Genomic DNA, 19359 nt, shown 5'->3' with positions numbered 1-19359 from the left:
GGGATCTGGCCCGCCGCGCGCCCGGCGCCAGGGCGCGCGGCGCATGGCCCCGCCGCCGGCGCTGCGGCAGAATGCGGCCATGGATGCCCTCGACCCCCTCGCCGTGCATGAGCGCCGCGTGGCGCGCGACCTTGCCCTGCTGAACTACCCGCCCGCCAACTGGACCGCGACCGTCCTGGGGCCGGATGGCGCGCCCATGCCCGACGTGCTGGTGGTGGGCGCCGGCATGTACGGGGTGGCGGCGGCCGGCGCGCTGCGCATGAAGGGGCTGGGCAACATCCAGGTGGTGGATGCCGCGCCGGCGGGGCTGGAAGGCCCCTGGGTGACCTTTGCCCGGATGGAGACGCTGCGCAGCCCGAAGCACCTGCCCGGCATCCCGCTGGGCGTCCCCTCCCTCACCTTCCGCGCCTGGTACGAGGCGCGGCATGGCGAGGCGGGCTGGGAGCGGCTGTACAAGATCCCGAATGCCGACTGGCAGGACTACATCCTCTGGGTCCGCCGCATGCTGGACCTGCCGGTGCGCAACGGCGTCGCGGTGCGGCGGCTGGCGCCGGCCGAAGGCCGGGTGACGGCGCATCTGGCGACGCCCGAGGGCGAGCGGGTGCTGCATGCCCGGCGCGTGGTGCTGGCGACCGGCCGCGCCGGCACCGGCGGGGCCTTCATCCCGCCCGGCATCGATCCCGCGCTGGTCCCCCGCCTGGCCGCGCACAGTTCCGTCGCCATCGACTTCGCCGCGCTGCGCGGCAGGCGGGTGGCGGTCCTGGGCGCCGGCGCCAGCGCCTGGGACAATGCCGCGACCGCGCTGGAAGCCGGCGCCGCCTCGGTCGACATGCATGTGCGCCGCCGCCACCTGCCGCAGGTCAACAAGGGCCGCGGCAGCGCCAGCATGGGCTTCTTCGAGGGCTGGGCCGGCCTGCCGCCCGCCGAGAAATGGCGGCTGCTGGCCTATATGCACGACCTGCAGGCGCCGCCGCCGCATGAGACGGTGCTGCGCACGCTGCGCAACGACGGCTTCCGCATCCATTTCGCCACGCCGGTGCTGGCGGCGCGGGCAGCGGGCGCGGAGGTGGTACTGACCCTGCCGGAGGGGCGGGAGGCGCGGGCGGATTTCCTCATCATCGGCACCGGCTTCGTGGTGGATGGCGGCCGGATCGCGGAGCTCGGCGACCTGTCCGCCGAGGTCGCGCTGTGGGGCGACCGCTACGACCCGCCGGCGGCGCTGCGCCGGCCGGAGCTGGCGCGCTTCCCCTGGCTGGGCGAGGGCTTCGAGCTGGAGCCGCGCCAGCCCGGGGCGGTGCCGGGCCTGGGCCGCATCCACCTGTTCAGCCACGCGGCGATGGCAAGCCTCGGCGCCATCGCCTCCGACATCCCCGGCGCCTCGGTGGGCGCGGAACGGCTGGCGCATGCCGTCGCGCAGCACCTGTTCCGGGAGGATCTGGGCGCGGTGCGGGCGGCGCTGGAAGCCTTCGCCGAGCCGGAGCTGGAGGCCACGCCCTTCTTCGTGCCGGATGCCATCGCCCGACCCTGAGCGGCCCCGTCCCCGGCGGCGGCATTCCATCGCAGCCGTGAGCAATGCGCGGCGGGACGCGCTGCGCCGCAGCCGCTATGCTGCGGCCTTGCAGCGGGACAGGGTGCGTGAGCGAGACCAGGACCGACGCGGCACCGGACCGGACGCTGCAGGGCATCCTGCTGATCCTCGTCTCCGTCGTGCTCTTCTCCGTCTCGGACGCCATGGCCAAGCTCATGCGGCTGGATGGCGTGCCGGCGGTGGAGGTCGCCTGGCTCCGCTACATCGTCTTCGTCGCCCTGGCCTATGCCCTGGCGCGCCGTGCCCGGGTGCTGCGGCTGCGGCCGAAGCGGCCCTGGCTGCAGTTGCTGCGCGGGGTCACGCTGGTCGGCTCCGCCGTGCTGTTCGTCGCCGGGCTGGGCTTCCTGCCGATCGCCGAGGCGACGGCCATCGGCTATGTCGCGCCCGGCTTCGTCACGGCGCTGTCGATCGTCTTGCTGGGCGAGAAGGTGGGCATCCGGCGCTGGAGCGCGGTCTTCGTCGGCTTCCTCGGCGTGCTGATCGTCATCCGCCCCGGCAGCGGCGCGCTGTCGCTGGCCGCGCTGTTCCCCGTGGCCTCGGCGCTGTGCTGGGCGGCGACCATCGTCATCACCCGCAAGATGGGCGCCGGCGACCGGACGGAGACGACCGTGCTGTGGTCGGCCGCCACCGGCCTGCTGCTGCTGACCCTGCTGGTGCCGGTCGATTTCGTCCTGCCGGGCTGGCGCCAGCTCGGCCTCGGCCTGGCGCATGGGCTGTGTTCCTCCGTCGGGCAGTACCTGGTGATCCTGGCCTACCGGCAGGGCCCGGCCTCGTTGCTCGCGCCCTTCTCCTATGTGCAGCTGCTGTTCTCGACCACGCTGGGCTGGTTGATCTTCGCCAATGTGCCGGACAGCGCGACCCTGCTCGGCGCCGCCGTGATCATCGGCAGCGGGCTCTACACCGTGCACCGCGAACGCGTGCGGGCGCGGGAGAGGGCGGCGGCCCGCGACGCATAACGCCGATGCGGCGGATCGGCGTCGCGCCGCCAGGCATGCGCCCTTCGGCGATCCGATGCCATGCGGATCGGATTCACGCCTCCAGGCATGCGCCCTTCGGCGATCCGATCCGGCGTCTTGCCCGGCTGACGGGTTCGCCGCACCATCCCACGGCGCAGCACGCGGGGGCGGGCCATGGCGGAGGGCGAGGGGCAGGGCCGGTTCGCGGGACGCATCGGCTTCGTCACGGGCGCCGCCTCCGGCCTCGGCCGCGCCGCCGCCCAGGGCCTGGCCCGGGACGGCGCGCGGCTGCTGCTGTTCGACCGCGACGCGGCGGGCCTCGCCGAGACAGCGGCGGCATGCCCGGGCGCGCTCTGCGCCACCGGCGACGTCACCTCGGCCCGCGATCTCGATGCGGCGGCGCGGCTGGCCGCCACGCTCGGCCCCGTCTCGTTGCTGGTCACCGCCGCCGGAATGCTGGGCCCCGCCCGCCCGGCCGATGAGGCGACCGAGGCCGAATGGGACCGGCTGTTCGACGTGAACGTCAAGGGCACCTGGCTGACGGTGCGGGCCGTGCTTCCGGCGATGCGCGCCGCCGGGCGCGGCGCGATGGTGCTGTTCGCCTCCACCGCCGGCCTCGCCGGCTCCGCGACGCTGCCGGCCTATTCGGCCAGCAAGGGCGCGGTGGTGATGCTGACGAAGAGCCTGGCGCTGACCCATGCGGCGGAGAACATCCGGGTGAACTGCGTCTGCCCCGGGTCGATCGAGACGCCGATGCTGGAAGCGACCTTCGCCGCGGCAGGCGATTCCGAGGCGCGCGCGGCACGCGAGGCCGCCTTCCGTGCCCGCCACCCGATGGGCCGCTTCGGCACGGCGGAGGAGGTGGCGGGCACGGTGCTGTTCCTGCTCTCGGACGCCGCCGGCTTCGTCACCGGCGTCGCCCTGCCCGTGGATGGAGGACGGCTTGCCTGACCCCAATCGGTTCGCCGGCCGCGTCGCCATCGTCACCGGCGCGGCGCGCGGGATCGGCGCCGCCACCGCCGCCCGCCTGGCGGCCGACGGCGCGCAAGTGCTGCTGGCCGACCGCCTGCCGGAGGTGGCGGAGACCGCGGCTTCCGTCGGCGGCGCATCCCTCGCTCTCGACCTGACCGGGGCGGGGGCGCCGGAGCGGCTGGCGCGGGCGGCGCTGGACGCCTTCGGCCGCGTCGACATCCTGGTGAACAATGCCGGCATCGGCGGGTCGAAGCCGCTGGCGGAGTCCGACGACGCGCTGATCGACCGCTTCCTGGACACCAACCTGAAGGCCGTGCTGCGCATGACGCGGGCGGTGCTGCCGCACCTGCCGCGGCCGGGCGGGCGGATCGTCTCCGTCTCCTCCACCTTCGGCATCGCCGGCGTGCCCGGCACCACGGCCTATGCCGTCGCCAAGGCCGGCGTCGCGCAGATGACGCGGCAGCTTGCCGCCGAACTCGGCCCCGCCGGCATCTTGGTGAATGCGGTCGCGCCCGGGGTGATCGAGACGGCGATGACCGAGGGCCATCTGCAGCGGGACTACTATCGCCGCGCCGTGCTGGCGCCGACGCCGCTGCGCCGCGCCGCGCGGCCGGCGGAGGTGGCGGCGGTGATCGCCTTCCTCGCCTCGGACGATGCCTCCTACGTCACCGGCCAGGTGATCGGCGTGGACGGCGGCTGGCTGGCGGGGCGGCATGCGCCGCCCGACGACGAGATCCGACCGGAGCATCCCTGATGATCGACATGCGCGTGAACTGGCCGAACGGCGCCCGGGTCGCCGTGGCGCTGACCTTCGACTTCGACGCCGAGACGCTGTGGATGGCGCGCGACCCCGACAACATCCGCCGCCCCGGCATCCTCAGCCAGGGGAAGTACGGCGCCAAGGTCGGCGTGCCGAAGATCCTCGAGACGCTGAAGGATGCCGGCGTCCCCGCCACCTTCTTCATCCCCGGCTGGACGGTGGAGAACCACACCGACCGCTGCGAGATGGTCCTGCGGGAGGGCCATGAGATCGGCCACCACAGCTATTCCCATGCCTGGATCGACCCCGCCTTCCCGGACAAGGAGGTGGAGGAGATGGAGCGCGGGCTGGACAGCCTCAAGCGCGTGCTGGGGGTGGTGCCGAAGGGCTACCGGTCGCCGGCCGGGGAGACCAGCGACAACCTCATCCGCCTGCTCGACAAGCATGGCTTCACCTATGATTCGTCGCTGCTGGACGACATCAACCCCTATCGCCACCGCATGCCGGATGGCCGCCCTGGTCCGATCGAGCTGCCCTGGCACTGGTCGCTGGACGACGCGCCCTATGCGCTGTTCTCCATCAAGAGCCCCCGGCCGATCTTTCCGAACAGCCACATCAGGGAAGTCTTCCAGACCGAGTTCCAGGAGATCCATCGCTGGGGCGGGCTCTACAACTTGGTCATGCACCCGCAGGTCAGCGGCCGGCCCAGCCGGATCGCCCTGCTGCGGGAGATGATCGCCTGGATCCGCGAATTCCCCGGCGTCTGGTTCGCCAGCTGCGGCGAGATCGCCGAGGCCTGGGCCGCGCGCAACGAGACACGCTGAGAAGGGAACCGACCATGCGACCGAGTTGGCGCGGCCTGCTGGCCGCTTCCGTCCTCACGCTGGCCGCGGCAGGCGCGGAGGCGCAGCCGCGCGAGCGGCCGCTCCGCCTCGTCGTCAATGTCGGGCTGCAGAACCTGGACCCGATCAGCAGCCCGAGCTTCGTCACCCGCAACTTCGCCTACATGGTCTTCGACACGCTGGTCGCCATGGATTCGAAGGGCGAGTACCGGCCGCAGATGCTGGAGAGCTGGCAGGCCAGCCCGGACCGGCTGCGCTGGACCTTCCGGCTGCGCCCCGGCCTGGAATTCCACGACGGCACGGCGGTGACCGCCGAGGATGCGGTCGCCTCCATCCGGCGCTGGGGCCAGCGCGACGCCATCGGCCGGCAGCTGTTGGCGGCGACGCGGGAGATCGCGGTGGTGGATCCCGCCACCTTCGTCCTCGAGCTCGCGCGCCCCTTCGGCCATGTGGTGGAGGCGCTGGGCAAGCCGAGCGTCCATGTCCCCTTCGTCATGCCGGCCCGCATCGCCAACGCCACGCCGCCCACCCAGCCGGTGCGGGAGATCATGGGCAGCGGCCCCTTCCTGTTCGACCGCGACGCCTGGGTGCCCGGCGAGCGCACCGCCTTCCGCCGCAACCCCGCCTATCGCGCGCGGGAGGAAGCGGCGGACGGCCTGGCCGGCGGCAAGCGGCCGCTGGCCGAGCGGGTCGAATTCCTGACCATGACCGATGTGTCGCTGCGCGCCGCGGCGATCACCCAGGGCGAGGTGGACTACCTGGAATACGCGCCCTTCGACTACATCCCGCGCTTCCGACGGGACCGCAACCTGGTGCTCTCCCAGGCCGGCGGCATCGCGCAGATCACCGGCGGCGTGTCGCTGAACCACCACCTGCCGCCCTTCAACAATGTCACGATGCGCAGGGCCGTGCAGGCGGCGCTCGACCGGGCGGAGGTGGTGGCGGCGCATGGCCTGGCGGACGGCATGGCCTCGCCCGACTGCGCCAGCCTCTACATGTGCGGCACCACCTATTCGAACGATGCGGGCGCCGAGGTGCTGCGCGGCGCCAGCCTCGACCGCGCCCGCGCCCTGCTGAAGGAAGCCGGCTACAGCAACGAGCGCATCGTCATCCTGCAGCCCGCGGATTCCGCGCTGATCAACCCGATGGCGCTGGTGGTGATCGACCGTCTGAAGCGCGCGGGCTTCAACCTGGACGTGCAGGCCAGCGACTGGTCCTCCATCGCCGGCCGCTGGGTGGCGCGGGAGCCGATAGAGCGCGGCGGCTGGAACCTGGTGCCGGTGGTCTATACCGGCTTCGACATGGCCGACCCGCTGTCCAATGTCGGCATCGGCTATAACTGCTCCAACAACCAGCCCTGGGGCTATTGCGTGGAGGCGATGAAGCCGGTGCTCGACGCCTATGCGGCCGAAGGCGACCCGGCGAAGCGCAAGGCCCTGGCGGCGGAGCTGCAGCGCCTGGCGATCGAGAACGTCACCTTCCCGCTCAGCGGCCAGTTCCGCAGCCCGGCGGTGTGGCGGGCGGAACTGCGCGGCGTGATCGACTTCGGCTTCCCGGTGATGTGGAACATCGAACGGCCCCGCTGACTCGCCTGCGGGGGCTTCGCGTGTCCGGAACCCGCATCGCCAGGGGCCGCAGGGCCTTCGGCGATGGGGGATGGATCGCGGCGCGTCGCTCCGCTCGGGACTGGCGATGCCAGGCCCTGTCGGAAGGCTGCCGAATGGCGGGGGCGTGGCCGTCCTGGCGACCAGCAGAGTGCTTGCCGCAGCGGGCGGCAAAGGCGCGCCGCGCCACGGGCTTCGGCCTCCTGGCGCCCGCGGCAGGCGGGAGGGTCGAGATGCGTGCCGGCGGCGTATCGGCGTGGCCCCGGATCGCCCGCACCGCGCCGGCCGCCGGAACCAGGGCGCCACAGGCCACCGCCGGGCAGGCGGCGGCGTTCGGCGAGGCAGGACAGGAAGCCGAGGCGCGAGGCCGGCGCCACCGGCGTCATCAGATCCTTGATCCAGGAGCATCGCAGCCGCGCGCCGGGCAGCATCATGCCGCGATGCCAGGCGAAGCCGGGCCTGCGGTCGAGGAAGAGGACGCGGGCGCGCCCCCGCGCACAGCGCGGCAAGGCTCAGATCGGCTGGGCCGATCCCTAGCCCGACAATGTCGAGCGGCGCCATAGCCGGGCTCGCCGGCCTCGTCGCCTTCGCCCTGCTCCTGCTCCGCATCCTTCCCGGCCCCGACCAGGGCCCCAGCGCGGGCATGCCGGGGGCCGGCGGGGCCGCCGCGCCATCGGCCGAGACCACGCCATCCACGCGGCATGCCCGTCGCCTCCTGGGCGCGCTGCTGCCACTGCTGTCCTCGGTGGCGGGGCCCGGTTCATGCCGGGTCCTCTCCGCGTGCAGCGGATCGGCCTCAGACGCGATCAGGCGACGCGGCTGGCCGGGCTGCTGATGGCGACGGCCGCGCTCGCGTCCATCGCCGGCAATCTGCCGCTGCGCGTCCTGCCGCGCCGCCATCGTCTCGCAACCGGCGCCGCCGCCCCGCAGGCGGGCGCAATCATTCTCGCCCCCTTTGCCGGCCTGGGCCTCGTGGCAGCGGCGATCGCCATCTTCGGCATCGGCCTGCCGGCGCCGGCCGCGATGGCGGAGCTCATGCGGCAGAGGCCGGCGAGCCGTGGCCGCATCGCGGGCCAGGCGGCCGCCCGGCAGGCGGCCGCGGCGTTCCCGGTGCTGGCCTTGGCGCGCGGCAGGGCCTCGACCAGGGGCACGCCGCCGCCGCGCGCCTGACCCGGCATGCCTGGCCCAGCGGAAGCGCGGTCCAGTGCCTGCGCTGGGAAGCGGGTACGCAGGGGGCAAGCCGCGCGGCCGGGGACGATCATTGCCGCGCCGCGGCAGCTTGACGGCCCGATGGACCAGCGCGGGACGGCGGCGCGGCCGATCGGGGTGACGCGGCCGATGCGCTGCCGCGAGTGGGCCAAGCTCGGCAGCCGGTGGCTGGCCCAGGCGGACGGACGGAAGGCGTGCGATCGGCAGGGCAAGCGGCGGCCGAACGCGATCCGGACGCCGACCCGCGAAGGGATGATCCGGCGGACGGGCGGGGCGCAGCCCGCGGCAGCACGCCAAGGTACCGATCGAGAGGTGGCGCCAGCGCCGCAGCCGGATGCGGCCATGCTCGTCGCCGGGCCATCCTGCGCCCGATGCAGGCATGATCGGGATGCCGGCGGCCAGGTGGTGCCGCGGCAGGCACGACGGCGACCACCCGCTAGGGATGGACCCGGGCCACGCGACGGGGCCGGTCATCCGCGCGCCGGAGCATGTCGAGCGGCCTCGTGCCCGTACGGGCCTGGTCGATCACGTCCCAGACCGCGGCCGCAAGCTCATGGTAGCCTTCGGGCTTGGCAAGCCGGATCGTCGGCCAGCCCAGCCCGCGCAGATTCCCTTGCGGCGCCCGCTTGTTGTAGCCGGTGATCACCACCACCGGCAGGCGCGGCGTGTGCCTGCGCAATTCCGCGATGATGCCCTGGCCGGCAAGCACGCCGGACAGCTCCAGATTGATCACCGCCACCCCGAGCGGGCCGGCCTTGGCGACCCTGGACGCGGCATCGGCGGCGTTCGCCGCCATCAGCGTGTCGAAGCCCTCCGCCGCGAGAAGGTCTTCCACCATGAGGGCGAGCACGGCGTCGTCCTCCACGATCAAGGCCAATGGCTGCGCGTCGCCAATCATTCTGCCATCCCGGAGGGTCGTCCCCGCTCGACGCGGAGCAACCCTCGTCCCTGGATTTCCAATGCCGGGCTGATATCCCGCGCGGGGATGCCGGGTGTTGGCGCGGGTGCCTCAATGCGACAGGCCGCGCCTGCGACTCACGCGCGGCTGCCATCGGAGAAACGGGTTCGCGCCGGCCTTCGGCGCCTCCCCCTGGTCAGGCGCGCCGCGACCTGGGGCTGGGTGCATCGATCGCCCTGCATGGCCGGCGAACGACGCCGGAGGTATGCCGGGTCCGGTCCCGGGGCCTGCCGCTGCACGCGTCGAGGCCCTTGCCGCGGGCACGGGGGGGCGCCGGCGACACCCCCCTCCGCACCATCAGGCCCGCGGCGGCTGGCCGACATCGGCGTGCGAGACCACGGATTTCCCCGGCAGGTGGGCGCCATCATCCGCGGTGGCATGCGGCCGGCGCGCCATGGCGCGCGCGACCACATAGAAGACCGGGGTGAACAGCAGGCCGAAGGCCGTCACGCCCAGCATGCCGGCGAAGACCGCGGTGCCCAGGCTCTGGCGCATCTCCGCGCCCGCCCCCGTGGCGACGGCCAGCGGCAGCACGCCGAGGATGAAGGCGAGCGAGGTCATCAGGATCGGCCGCAGCCGGGTGCGCGCCGCCGCCTCCGCCGCCTGCCAGCGTGTCATGCCCTCGGCCTCCGCGGTGCGGGCGAATTCCACGATCAGGATCGCGTTCTTCGCCGCCAGCCCGACCAGCACCACCAGCCCGACCTGCACCAGCACGTTGTTGTCGAGCCCGCGCCACAGCACCCCGGCCAGCGCCGCCAGCACCGACATGGGCGCGATCAGCACCACGGCCAGCGGCAGCAGCCAGCTTTCGTACAGCGCCGCCAGCAGCAGGAAGACGAAGACGACCGCCAGGCCGAAGGCGATCGGTGCGGTGTCGCCCTGCGTCGTTTCCTGCAGCGCGATCTCGGTCCATTCATAGCCGAAGCCCTCGGGCAGGCGCTCGGCCAGCAGCGCCTGCATGGCGGCGATCGCCTGGCCGGTGGACACGCCCGGCTTCGGCGCACCCTGGATCTCCGCCGCCGGATAGAGGTTGTAGCGCGGCACGCGATAGGGCCCGGTGTCGTCGCGGAAGCTGGCCAGCGCGCCGATCGGCACCATCTCGCCGGCCTCGTTCCTGGTGCGCAGCAGCGCCACGTCGCGCGGCGTCAGGCGCTGGGCTTCCTCGGCCTGGGCCGTCACCCGGTAGGTCCGGCCGAGGATGTTGAAGTCGTTGACGAAGATGGAGCCGAGATAGACCGACAGCGCCTCCGAGACACGGGCCAGCGGCACGCCGAGCATTTCCGCCTTGCTGCGGTCCACCTCGGTCCGCAACACCGGCGTCGCGGTGTTGAACAGGGTGAAGGCCATGGCGATCTCGGGCAGGCCGTTCGCCGCCGCCACCACCTCCCCCGTCACCCGCTCCAGCTCCCGCGCGCCGCGGCCGCTGCGGTCCTGGACATAGAGCTTGAAGCCGCCGCCGGTGCCGATGCCGGGGACCGAGGGCGGCGGGATGACCAGCGCCAGCGCCTCGCGCTCCTCCGCCAGCCTTGCCTGCACCGCGGCGATGATGCCGGCATAGGCGATGCCGGCCTTCTGCCGCTCCTCGAAGGGCTGCAGGCCGAGGAAGATGACGCCGGTATTCGGCGCGTTGGTGAAGGTGGCGCCGTCGAAGCCGGTGAAGGCCACGGCGTCCCGCACGCCCGGCACCTGCAGCACCGCGTCCGACGCGCGGCGGATCACCGCATCGGTCCGCGCCAGGGCGGCGCCGGGCGGCAGCTGGAAGGCGGCGATCAGGTAGCCGCGGTCGAGCGGCGGGATCAGGCCGGTCGGCGTGCCCCGCACCGTATGGCCGGTCAGCCCCAGCAGCCCGGCATAGAGCAGCAGCAGCAGGGCTGCCAGCCGCACCAGGCGCCGCGTCAGCGCCCCGTAGCCGAGCGACAGCGCATCGAACACCCGGTTGAAGCCGCGGGCGAACAGGCCGAAGGGCGCCCGGAGCCAGGCCAGCCGGCCCTGCGCTGCGGCCTGCGCATGCGGTCGCAGCAGCAGCGCCGCCAGCGCTGGCGAGAGGGTGAGCGAAACCAGCGCCGAGAGCAGCGTCGCGACCGCGATGGTCGCCGCGAACTGCCTGTAGAAGGCGCCGGTCAGGCCGGCGATGAAGGCGGTGGGGACGAAGACGGCGCAGAGCACGAGGGCGATGGCGATCAGCGCGAAGCCGACCTCGTCCATGGTGCGCTCGGCCGCCGCGCGCGGGGCCATGCCCTCGGCCAGGTGCCGCTCGACATTCTCCACCACCACGATGGCATCGTCCACCACGATGCCGATGGCGAGGATCAGGCCGAACATCGACAGCGTGTTGAGCGTGAGGCCGAGCGCCGCCATGGCGGCGAAGGTGCCGATGATGGAGACCGGGATGGCCAGCAGCGGGATGATGGCGGCGCGCCAGGACTGCAGGAACAGGATCACCACCAGCACCACCAGCAGCACCGCCTCGGCGAAGGTGTGGGCCACCGCCTCCATCGACTGGGCGATGAAGCGCGTGGGGTCGTAGACCACGCTGTAGCTCAGCCCGGCGGGGAAGGATTTCGAAAGCTCCGCCATGGTCGCGCGCACCGCGGCGGCGGTGGCCAGCGCGTTCGATCCGGGGCGCTGGTAGATGACGTTCGCCGTTGCCGCCTGGTTGTTCAGGTAGGCGTTCACCGTGTAGTCCTGGCTGCCCAGCTCGACGCGGGCGATGTCGCGCAGCCGGACCGGCGCGCCGCCCTCCCCGGTCGCTACGACGATCTCGCTGAACTGCTCGGGCGAGACCAGCCGGCCCAGCGCCTCGATGTTCACTTGGAAGGCCTGCGCCCCGCCGGCGCCGGTCGGCGGCTGGTTCAGCCCGCCGGCGGCCACCTGCAGGTTGGCGCGGCGAAGCGCCGCCAGCACCTCGCCCGGCGTCATGCCGCGCGCCGCCACGCGCGCCGGGTCCAGCCAGACGCGCATGGCATAGTCGCGGGCGCCGAAGACCTGCACGTCGCCGACGCCGTCCAGCCGCGCCAGCCGGTCCTTCACGTTGATGGTCGCGTAGTTGGAGATGTATTGCTGGTCGCGCGTCCCGTCGGGCGAGATCATGTGCACGACCATCAGCAGGTCGGGCGAGGCCTTGCGCACGACGAGGCCGAGGCGCTGCACCTCCTCCGGCAGGCGGGGCTGGGCGACCGCGACGCGGTTCTGCACCAGCACCTGCGCGCTGTCCACGTCGGTGCCCTGGCGGAACACCACGGTGATGGTCAGCCTGCCATCGCCGGTCGCCTGGGAGGAGAGGTAGAGCATGTTGTCGACGCCGTTGATCTCCTGCTCGATCGGCGTCGCCACCGTCTCGGAGATCACCTGGGCCGAGGCGCCGGGATAGGTCGCCGTCACCGTCACGGTCGGCGGCGCGATCTCGGGGTATTCGCTGATCGGCAGGCCGAAGCCGGCGATGGCACCGACGAGGGTGATGGCGATGGAGATCACCGCCGCGAAAACCGGCCGGGCGATGAAGAAGCGGGCGAGGCGCATGGCGCGGGCTCCTGGCGCGACGGGGTCAGCGGTTCGCGGCGACCTGCGCCGCGGTGGGGCGGACCGGCCCCTCCTCGGCCGTCACCCGGCTGCCGGGGCGGGCGCGGTGCAGCCCGGCGATCACCACCCGGTCCTCCGGCGACAGGCCGCTGCGCACCAGGCGCAGCCCGTCCACGACGGGGCCGAGCACCACCGGCTTGGGCACCACGGTCCCGTCCGCGGCGACGGTCAGCACCATGCGGGATGCCTGGTCGGCGGCGATGGCGGCGTCCGGCACCAGCAGCCCCTCGCCCTCCCCGGCCCAGAGCCGCAGCCGGGCGAAGGTGCCGGGCATCAGGAACAGGTCCGGGTTGGGCAGCACGGCCCGCGCGCGGACGGTGCCGGAGCGCTGGTCGAGCGCGGTGTCGAGGAAGTCGAGCCGCCCGCCATGCTCGAAGCCCTGCTCGTCGGCGAGGCGCAGCTGCACCGGTGTCCGCCCCGGCTCGCGGTCCGAGGCGCGGGCGCCGCTGCGGGTCTGCCGGGCGAGGCGGAGGTAGTCCGCCTCGCTCATGTCGAAACTGGCATAGACCGGGTCGAGGGTGAGGATGGTGGTCAGCAGCGTCGTGCCGGTCTGCACCAGGTTGCCGGCATCCACCCGGCGGTCGGAGACGCGGCCGGCATTGGGGGCGCGCACCTCGGTCCAGGTCAGCTCCAGCTCGGCATTGCGGAGCTGGGCGCGGGCGGCGGCCAGCGCCGCCTCGGCATCGCGCTGCGCGGCGCGGCGCGTGTCGAGCTGCGCCTGCGGCGCGAAGCGGTCGCGCACCAGCGGGATGGTGCGGTCGATCTCCTGCCCCGCCAGGTCGAGCTTCGCCTGGGCCCTGGCGACCTCGGCCCTCGCGGCGTCCACCGCGATCTCGAAGGGCCGGCGGTCGATGGTGAAGAGGAGGTCGCCGGCGCGCACCAGCTGGCCGTCGCGGAAATTCACTTGGTCCACCTGGCCGGAAACGCGCGGGCGCAGTTCCACCCGGGCGAAGGGCTCCAGCCGGGCGACATGCTCGTCCCATTCGGTCACCGTCCGCTGCAGCGGCTGCGCGACGGTCACGGCCGGCGGGGCGGGAGGGGTCTGGGCGGAGAGCGGGAGGGCGGGCAGGGCGAGCGCGATTGCCAGGGGCGCCAGGGACTTGCGCAGGGAGGGGGACATCGCCAATCTCCGGGGCCGGATGATACCGACCGGTTCGTCCTATGGATACGAACCGGTCGGTATCATCGCAAGGTCGCCCTCGGTCGCAATCCCGCGATCTGACCGGCAGGCAGGAGGCAGAACCGTGTCTGAGGCCAGCACCCGCACAGCCCGCGATGCGCGCCCGGCGGCACAGCGGGTGCGCGATGCCGCGAAGGAGCTGTTCTATCGCCAGGGCATCCGCGCCACGGGTGTGGAGGAGGTCTGCCGCGTCGCCGGCACGACGAAGATGAGCCTCTACCGCGCCTATCCGTCGAAGGACGCGCTCGTCGAAGCCATCCTGCGCGAGGATTGCGAATCCGCCGCCTGCACCTACGCCGCGGCCATGGCCGAGGGCGTGCCGCCGCGCGAGCGGCCCCTCGCCTATGTGCGGGCCGCCGCCGATGTGCTGCGCCAGCCCGGCTTCCGCGGCTGCCCGATGGGGCTCGCCATCGCCGAGTTCCCCGACCCCGACCATCCCGCGCGGAAGGTGGCGGATGCCGAGAAGCGCGCGACCCGTGACCGCTTGCGTCGCCTCTGCGCCGAGGCAGGCGCCGATGACGCCGCGGGGCTCGGGGATGTCCTCCTCCTGCTGCTGGAGGGGGCGTTCACCGCGGCGCCCTATCTCGGCAACCAGGAGGCGGCGACGGCCCTCGAGGCCGCGGCCGAACGGCTGCTGGCGACCGGGCTGACCCCGGCGGCAACGGCCGGCCCATGAGCCCCGGGTGGCGGATCGGCAGGCGGCGCGGCGCCTGCAGTGACGACGACCATCGGGGCATCGGTCCGGCACCCGCCCCGGCCTGGCGATGACGCCCGCGATCGCGGTTCGGATCCCGCCTGGGGGTTGAGCCGCAGGGCCCGTGCGCCGGAGCCGCCGACCCGCCGCGGCCTGCAGGCAGGGGGGACGCCACCGGCAACCACCCGCCGCATGCCCATGGCTGCCGCGGAATGACCGGATCCGCCGCCGGCTGGCTCGGGAGCATGCGATCGCGCCGGGCTGGGCGACGCCGTCCCGACCCGCCACGGCCGATTGCGGCAAGCGTGCATGAGGGAGCCGGCCGGGACAGGTCGGCGTTCAGGATGATAGATACGGCCTGCCGCCCTGGCGGCGCAGCCCACGCAGATGAGGGATTCCGGGTGAGCTTTTCGACGGCTTTCGCGCGGCTCGTCGCCGTGGTCGGTGGCACCGCGCGCGTCGCGCGGCAGGTCACGCAGGGCAGTCCCGCCCCGGCCTGGGGCGATGCCCCATCCATCCCGAAGGCTCGCCCGCAGGGCAGCATTCCCACGCTGAAGATGCCGACGGCCCGCGGCTGGATGCCCGGCCAGGCCCCCGTGGCGGCATCCGGTCTCCGGGTGAATGCCTTCGCCACCGACCTCGACCATCCCCGCTGGATCGAGGTGCTGCCGAATGGCGACGTGCTGGTCGCCGAGGCGATGAGCATGGATCGCTCGCCGCGCTCGCTCTTCGACTATGCCATGGTCAGCACCATGCGCAGGGCCGCGGCGATGGGCGTCAGCGCCAACCGGATCACCCTGCTGCGCGACGCGGATCGCGACGGCGTGGCCGAAATCCGCGAGACCTTCCTCGACAATCTCAACCAGCCCTTCGGCATGGCGCTGATCGGCGACACCTTCTATGTCGGCAATACCGACGCCCTCGTCGCCTTTCCCTACACGCCGGGGGCGACGCGCATCACCGCACCGGCCCGGACCCTGGCGACCTTCAAGCCCGGCGGCCACTGGACCCGCAGCCTGCTGCGCAGCCCGGACGGCTCCAAGCTCTATATCGGGGTCGGTTCGCTGAGCAACATCGCCGAGCAGGGCATGGAGGTCGAGGAAGGGCGCGCCGCGATCCACGAATATGACGTGGCGACGGGCGCCATCCGCATCTTCGCCGGGGGCCTGCGCAATGCCGTCGGCATGGCGTGGGAGCCCAATACCGGCGCGCTCTGGACCGTGGTGAACGAGCGCGACGGCCTCGGCGACGAGACGCCGCCCGACTACCTGACCTCGGTGCAGGATGGCGGCTTCTATGGCTGGCCCTATTGCTACTGGGGCCAGACCGTGGATGACCGGGTGCCGCAGGACCCGGCGATGGTCGCGCGCGCGATCACGCCCGATTATGCGCTCGGCGGGCACACGGCCTCGCTCGGCCTGTGCTGGCTTCCGGCGGAGACGCTGCCGGGCTTCCCGGACGGCATGGCGATCGGCCAGCATGGGTCCTGGAACCGCAGCACGCTCAGCGGCTACAAGCTGGTGTTCGTGCCCTTCGCGCATGGCCGCCCCGCCGGTGCGCCGCGCGACATCCTTTCCGGGTTCCTCGCGCCGGATGAGCGCGAATCCTATGGCCGCCCCGTCGGCGTGGCGATCGGGCCGGACGGGGCGGTGCTCATGGCGGATGACGTCGGCAACGTCATCTGGCGCGTCACCGGCGCGGGCTGAACGCCCGGGTCAGGTCGCCGGCGCGATCGCCACGGCCTGGTAATGCGCCTCGTCCACGGGCTCCATCCAGGTGTTGTTGTCGGGCCCCTCGATCTCCAGGAAGGAGATATGCGCGAAGAGGTGCCCGGCCACGGCGCCATGCCAGTGCACCAGGCCGGGCGGCACCTCGACGACATCGCCGGCACGCATGACGTGCGGCGGCTTGCCGCGCACTTCGACCATGCCGGTGCCCTGCGTGGCGACCAGGATCTGCCGCGTCCGGTGCGTGTGCCAGTTCGTGCGCGCGCCCGGTGCGAAGGTCACCAGGGTGGCGCTGGTCCGGGAGGGCGCGAGCGGCGTCGCCATCGCATCCTGCAGGACCGTGCCGGTGAAATTGGCCGCTGGCGCTGTCTTGGTCGCGCGGCTCGCGGCGGTGCGGATCACGACGTCATCCATGCTGCATTCTCCTGCTGTGGCCGTTCCGATGGCATCGCCACGGTCATTCGACCATATCCCGGTTCGACCGATTTCGCCCCGGACCTGCCGATGGCACCGGCGTTCGTGACCCGGATGCGGGCCGGATGCCATGCCCGGCTGCCCGGGCTGATGTGGCTGGCACTCGTCGGGCAGAAGCCCCCGCCGCCGGACGCGCCGCGGTTCCAGCCGGTTCCGGGCATCGGCCGCATGGGCCGCCCTGCGGGCCGGGTCGCGACACGCCGTTTCCTCCTGGCCAATCCGCGGATGGCTTCGGCGCGCTCCGGCTGCCGTCCCCGCAGGGTTTCGGGCGACGGCACACCCGCCCTCTGCCGAAGGCATGGCAACCTGGCCGACCCGCCGCCCCGGGCGGTCCAGGCGGCGAGGCAACACCGTGTCGGCAGCATCGCCTTGCCGGCACATCAGGCAGCCGGCGCCCGGCGAGGCGGCTTTCGACGGCGCCGCGGCGCGGGCACGCCACAAGGCACCCGGGGCCAAAGGGGCGCGGCCTCGCATGCTCCCGGACGCTTGGGCCGCGGCGGCGGGACCAGGGCCCGCACGATCTGCGACGCGCAGCGCCGCCGGCGCGGCCTCGCGCCGATCCAGGCGCCAAGCCGCGGACCTGCTGGCCGCCCCGGCGCCGCTGCTGGCGGCAGGGCGTGGGGGCGGTTCGCGCCGCTAGAGCGGTCCTGATCAGGTGGAAACACCTGATCGGGTGAAGATGCTCGTCGATTCAAATGACCAGAGCGGTTGCCGTGAGCCATGGCGAACGGGAACCGGTCTAGGCCTCCAGCGGCGGTCCGAGGAATTCCAGGCCGTAGCGCGCCGCGATCTCGCCGACCTTGGCGAGGTCCGTCACGCCGTCGCGCTCCAGCTCGACGAAGAATTCCTCGAAGCCGCCGGGCGTGACCCCGACCAGGATGCGCGCATCCGTCGCGCCGATGTTGCGGAAGGCATGCGGCACCCCGCGCGGCAGGAAGGCCGTGCTGCCCGCCCCGCCCTCCCAGACCCGGTCGGCGCAGCGGAAGCGCAGCCGACCCTCCAGCACCTGGAAGAACTCATCCTCCCGCCCGTGGACATGCAGTGGCGGTCCCCAGCCGGGCGGCACCGGCTCCTCCCACAGCGCGAAGCGGCCGGCGGTCTCGGCGCCGCGGATGCGCAGCAACCGCTCCCCGAAGGCGGCATTGCGCAGCCCCTCCCCCGGGGCGCGCAGGATGGGGGCGAAGGCGGGGACGGCGTCGGTCATGCAAGGGGCTCCCTTCGGCGGCTGCAGCATAGCCCCACAGGGCGGCCGCGGTTGAAGCCCCATCCGCCGCCCTACCCCGCCAGATGCGGTCGCCGCCACCAGCGTGCCAGCAGCCCGTCCACCGGGCCGCACAGCACGGAAAGGCCCCAGGCCGTCCCGGCCGCCAGCACCACTGCCGGGCCGCTCGGCACATCGGCATGGAAGGAGAGCAGCAGCCCGGCATAGGCCGAGAGCGCGGCGATCCCGACCGCGGCATAGGTCATGCCGCCCACCTGCCGCGCCCAGTGCCGCGCCGCGATCGCCGGCAGCATCATCAGCCCCACGGCCATCAGGGTCCCCAGCGCCTGGAAGGCGGCGATCAGGTTCAGCACCACCAGCGCCAGGAAGGCCATGTGCCACCAGGCGCCGCGCGCGCCGACCGCCTGGGCGAAGCCGGGGTCGAAGCATTCCAGCACCAGCGGCCGCCAGGCCAGCGCCAGCGCCGCCAGGGTCAGGGTCGCGGTGCCGGCCATCAGCAGCAGCGCCGCGTCGTCCACCCCCAGCACGCTGCCGAACAGCAGGGTGGTCAGCTCCACCGCGCCGCCCCGCCAGCTCACCAGCGCGACGCCGAGCGCCAGGGCCACCAGGTACAGCGCGGCCAGCGAGGCATCCTCGCGCCCGCCCGTGGCGCGGGCCAGCGCCCCCGCCCCCAGCGCCACCGCGAGGCCGGCCACCAGCCCGCCCGCCGCCATGGCCGGCAGGGACAGGCCGGCCAGCAGGAAGCCCGCCGCCACGCCGGGCAGGATGCCATGCGCCAGCACATCGGCCGTCAGGCTCATCCGCCGCAGCATCAGGAACAGGCCGAGCGGCGGCGCCGCCACCGCCAGGGCCCAGCACCCCACCAGCGCCCGGCGCAGGAAGCCGTAGTCGATGAAGGGCGAGAGCAGCAGGTCGCGGATCAGGCGGCGTCCTGCCGGCCGCAATCCGCCGGGTCCGCCGCCCAGGCTTCCGCCATCATCCGGGCGCGCAGCCGGTTGGCGGCGGTCAGCACCTCGGCGGTCGGGCCCCAGCCCAGGCAGTCCCGGGCCAGCAGCAGCGTCTCGGGGAACTCGCGGCGCACCATCTCCAGGTCGTGCAGCACGGCGACCACCGTCCGCCCTTCGCCGTGCCAGCGATGCACCAGGGCGAGCATGTCGGCGGCAGTGCGGGAATCGAGCGCGTTGAAGGGCTCGTCCAGCAGGATCACCGGGGCGTCCTGCAGCAGCAGCCGGGCGAAGAGCAGGCGCTGGAACTGCCCGACGGACAGGCTGCCGACCGGCCGCCGCTCGAACCCCGTCAGCCCCACCGCCGCCAGCGCGTCCCGCGCCCGGTCGCGCCCGGCGGAGGGGACGGCGCGGAAGGCCCCGACCTCCCGCCACAGGCCGAACAGCACCACGTCCAGGCAGGCGATCGGGAAGGCGCGGTCCAGCGCCGCGGCCTGCGGCAGCAGCGCCACTTGGCCGGCCGCGCCCTCGATCCGGCCGCCATCCGGCCGGTGCAGCCCGGCCAGGGCGCGCAGCAGGGTCGATTTGCCGGCGCCGTTCGGCCCCACCACGGCGGTCAGGCTGCCCGGGGCGAAGCGGCCCGAGACATG

The 19359-nt window shown here is 73.4% G+C and carries 15 protein-coding genes and 2 pseudogenes; 9 read left to right on the top strand and 8 right to left on the bottom strand.

Annotated elements, in window-relative coordinates; translation table 11 throughout:
• Positions 1-43 precede the first annotated feature (43 nt).
• From E2C05_RS04515 to E2C05_RS04490, 6 genes are all read left to right on the top strand, one after another.
• The gene (locus E2C05_RS04515; protein WP_133218410.1) at positions 44-1528 is read left to right on the top strand and encodes an FAD-dependent oxidoreductase; all 1485 of its coding nucleotides are present in this window, start codon (positions 44-46) and stop codon (positions 1526-1528) included.
• Between the two features lie 107 nt (positions 1529-1635).
• Positions 1636-2544 (top strand): DMT family transporter, encoded by a 909-nt coding sequence (locus E2C05_RS04510; RefSeq protein ID WP_200305729.1) that lies wholly within the window; start codon positions 1636-1638, stop codon positions 2542-2544.
• Between the two features lie 174 nt (positions 2545-2718).
• Positions 2719-3495 carry an SDR family NAD(P)-dependent oxidoreductase gene (locus E2C05_RS04505; RefSeq protein ID WP_133218408.1) on the top strand — a complete coding sequence of 259 codons (777 nt, stop codon included), beginning with the start codon at positions 2719-2721 and terminating at the stop codon, positions 3493-3495.
• Positions 3488-4270: an SDR family NAD(P)-dependent oxidoreductase gene (locus E2C05_RS04500; RefSeq protein WP_200305727.1), complete on the top strand. Its 783-nt coding sequence runs from the start codon at positions 3488-3490 to the stop codon at positions 4268-4270. Before E2C05_RS04505 ends, E2C05_RS04500 begins: the two co-directional genes overlap by 8 nt.
• Entirely contained in the window at positions 4270-5100 is an 831-nt protein-coding gene (locus tag E2C05_RS04495; protein ID WP_133218406.1) for a polysaccharide deacetylase family protein, read from the top strand. Before E2C05_RS04500 ends, E2C05_RS04495 begins: the two co-directional genes overlap by 1 nt.
• A 14-nt stretch (positions 5101-5114) precedes the next feature.
• Complete coding sequence (locus E2C05_RS04490; RefSeq protein ID WP_133218405.1) at positions 5115-6704, top strand: ABC transporter substrate-binding protein; 1590 nt, start codon at positions 5115-5117, stop codon at positions 6702-6704.
• 350 nt (positions 6705-7054) lie between these two features.
• On the opposite strand, the pseudogene E2C05_RS35375 reads toward E2C05_RS04490, so the two are convergent.
• Positions 7055-7231, bottom strand: a pseudogene (locus tag E2C05_RS35375) (SidA/IucD/PvdA family monooxygenase); the annotation flags it as partial.
• A gap of 253 nt (positions 7232-7484) precedes the next feature.
• Here E2C05_RS35375 and E2C05_RS04480 point away from each other — a divergent pair.
• Positions 7485-7892: a hypothetical protein gene (locus E2C05_RS04480; protein ID WP_133218403.1), complete on the top strand. Its 408-nt coding sequence runs from the start codon at positions 7485-7487 to the stop codon at positions 7890-7892.
• 475 nt (positions 7893-8367) lie between these two features.
• Here the strand turns inward: E2C05_RS04480 and E2C05_RS04475 are convergent, their stop codons facing one another.
• The 3 genes from E2C05_RS04475 to E2C05_RS04465 all read right to left on the bottom strand — a co-directional run bounded on the left by E2C05_RS04475 (position 8368) and on the right by E2C05_RS04465 (position 13588).
• Positions 8368-8829, bottom strand: a complete 462-nt coding sequence (locus E2C05_RS04475; RefSeq protein ID WP_133218402.1) for a response regulator — start codon at positions 8827-8829, stop codon at positions 8368-8370.
• Between the two features lie 357 nt (positions 8830-9186).
• A complete protein-coding gene (locus tag E2C05_RS04470) occupies positions 9187-12408 on the bottom strand; it encodes an efflux RND transporter permease subunit (RefSeq protein WP_133218401.1) in 3222 nt (1073 codons plus the stop codon).
• Between the two features lie 25 nt (positions 12409-12433).
• Entirely contained in the window at positions 12434-13588 is a 1155-nt protein-coding gene (locus E2C05_RS04465; protein WP_133218400.1) for an efflux RND transporter periplasmic adaptor subunit, read from the bottom strand.
• A 124-nt stretch (positions 13589-13712) separates the two neighbouring features.
• Here E2C05_RS04465 and E2C05_RS04460 point away from each other — a divergent pair, with 124 nt between their 5' ends.
• Positions 13713-14324, top strand: a complete 612-nt coding sequence (locus E2C05_RS04460; RefSeq protein ID WP_240046566.1) for a TetR/AcrR family transcriptional regulator — start codon at positions 13713-13715, stop codon at positions 14322-14324.
• A 419-nt stretch (positions 14325-14743) separates the two neighbouring features.
• Positions 14744-16048, top strand: coding sequence for a PQQ-dependent sugar dehydrogenase (locus E2C05_RS04455; RefSeq protein ID WP_240046564.1), 1305 nt, complete (start codon positions 14744-14746; stop codon positions 16046-16048).
• 9 nt (positions 16049-16057) lie between these two features.
• Here the strand turns inward: E2C05_RS04455 and E2C05_RS32815 are convergent, their stop codons facing one another.
• The 4 genes and pseudogenes from E2C05_RS32815 to E2C05_RS04435 all read right to left on the bottom strand — a co-directional run.
• Positions 16058-16483, bottom strand: a complete 426-nt coding sequence (locus E2C05_RS32815; protein ID WP_158291951.1) for a cupin domain-containing protein — start codon at positions 16481-16483, stop codon at positions 16058-16060.
• 799 nt (positions 16484-17282) lie between these two features.
• Positions 17283-17747, bottom strand: coding sequence for a cupin domain-containing protein (locus E2C05_RS04445; RefSeq protein WP_133218396.1), 465 nt, complete (start codon positions 17745-17747; stop codon positions 17283-17285).
• 71 nt (positions 17748-17818) lie between these two features.
• Complete coding sequence (locus tag E2C05_RS04440; protein ID WP_240046562.1) at positions 17819-18709, bottom strand: metal ABC transporter permease; 891 nt, start codon at positions 18707-18709, stop codon at positions 17819-17821.
• A pseudogene (locus E2C05_RS04435) lies at positions 18685-19356 on the bottom strand (metal ABC transporter ATP-binding protein); the annotation flags it as partial. The pseudogene E2C05_RS04435 and the gene E2C05_RS04440, both read right to left, overlap by 25 nt.
• Between the last annotated feature and the right edge of the window lie 3 nt (positions 19357-19359).

The organism is Paracraurococcus ruber (assembly GCF_004353985.1).
GTDB classification, from domain to species: Bacteria; Pseudomonadota; Alphaproteobacteria; order Acetobacterales; family Acetobacteraceae; genus Paracraurococcus; species Paracraurococcus ruber.
This window is presented reverse-complemented; position numbering and strand designations above follow the sequence as displayed.

Bases quoted from the DNA above. Each gene is read 5' to 3' on its own strand.
- E2C05_RS04515 (WP_133218410.1), top strand. From the start codon at position 44: ATGGCCCCGCCGCCGGCGCTGCGGCAGAATGCGGCCATGGATGCCCTC.
- E2C05_RS04505 (WP_133218408.1), top strand. From the start codon at position 2,719: ATGGCGGAGGGCGAGGGGCAGGGCCGGTTCGCGGGACGCATCGGCTTC.
- E2C05_RS04495 (WP_133218406.1), top strand. From the start codon at position 4,270: ATGATCGACATGCGCGTGAACTGGCCGAACGGCGCCCGGGTCGCCGTG.
- E2C05_RS04490 (WP_133218405.1), top strand. From the start codon at position 5,115: ATGCGACCGAGTTGGCGCGGCCTGCTGGCCGCTTCCGTCCTCACGCTG.
- E2C05_RS04480 (WP_133218403.1), top strand. From the start codon at position 7,485: ATGCCGGGTCCTCTCCGCGTGCAGCGGATCGGCCTCAGACGCGATCAG.
- E2C05_RS04475 (WP_133218402.1), bottom strand. From the start codon at position 8,829: ATGATTGGCGACGCGCAGCCATTGGCCTTGATCGTGGAGGACGACGCC.
- E2C05_RS04470 (WP_133218401.1), bottom strand. From the start codon at position 12,408: ATGCGCCTCGCCCGCTTCTTCATCGCCCGGCCGGTTTTCGCGGCGGTG.
- E2C05_RS04465 (WP_133218400.1), bottom strand. From the start codon at position 13,588: ATGTCCCCCTCCCTGCGCAAGTCCCTGGCGCCCCTGGCAATCGCGCTC.
- E2C05_RS32815 (WP_158291951.1), bottom strand. From the start codon at position 16,483: ATGGATGACGTCGTGATCCGCACCGCCGCGAGCCGCGCGACCAAGACA.
- E2C05_RS04445 (WP_133218396.1), bottom strand. From the start codon at position 17,747: ATGACCGACGCCGTCCCCGCCTTCGCCCCCATCCTGCGCGCCCCGGGG.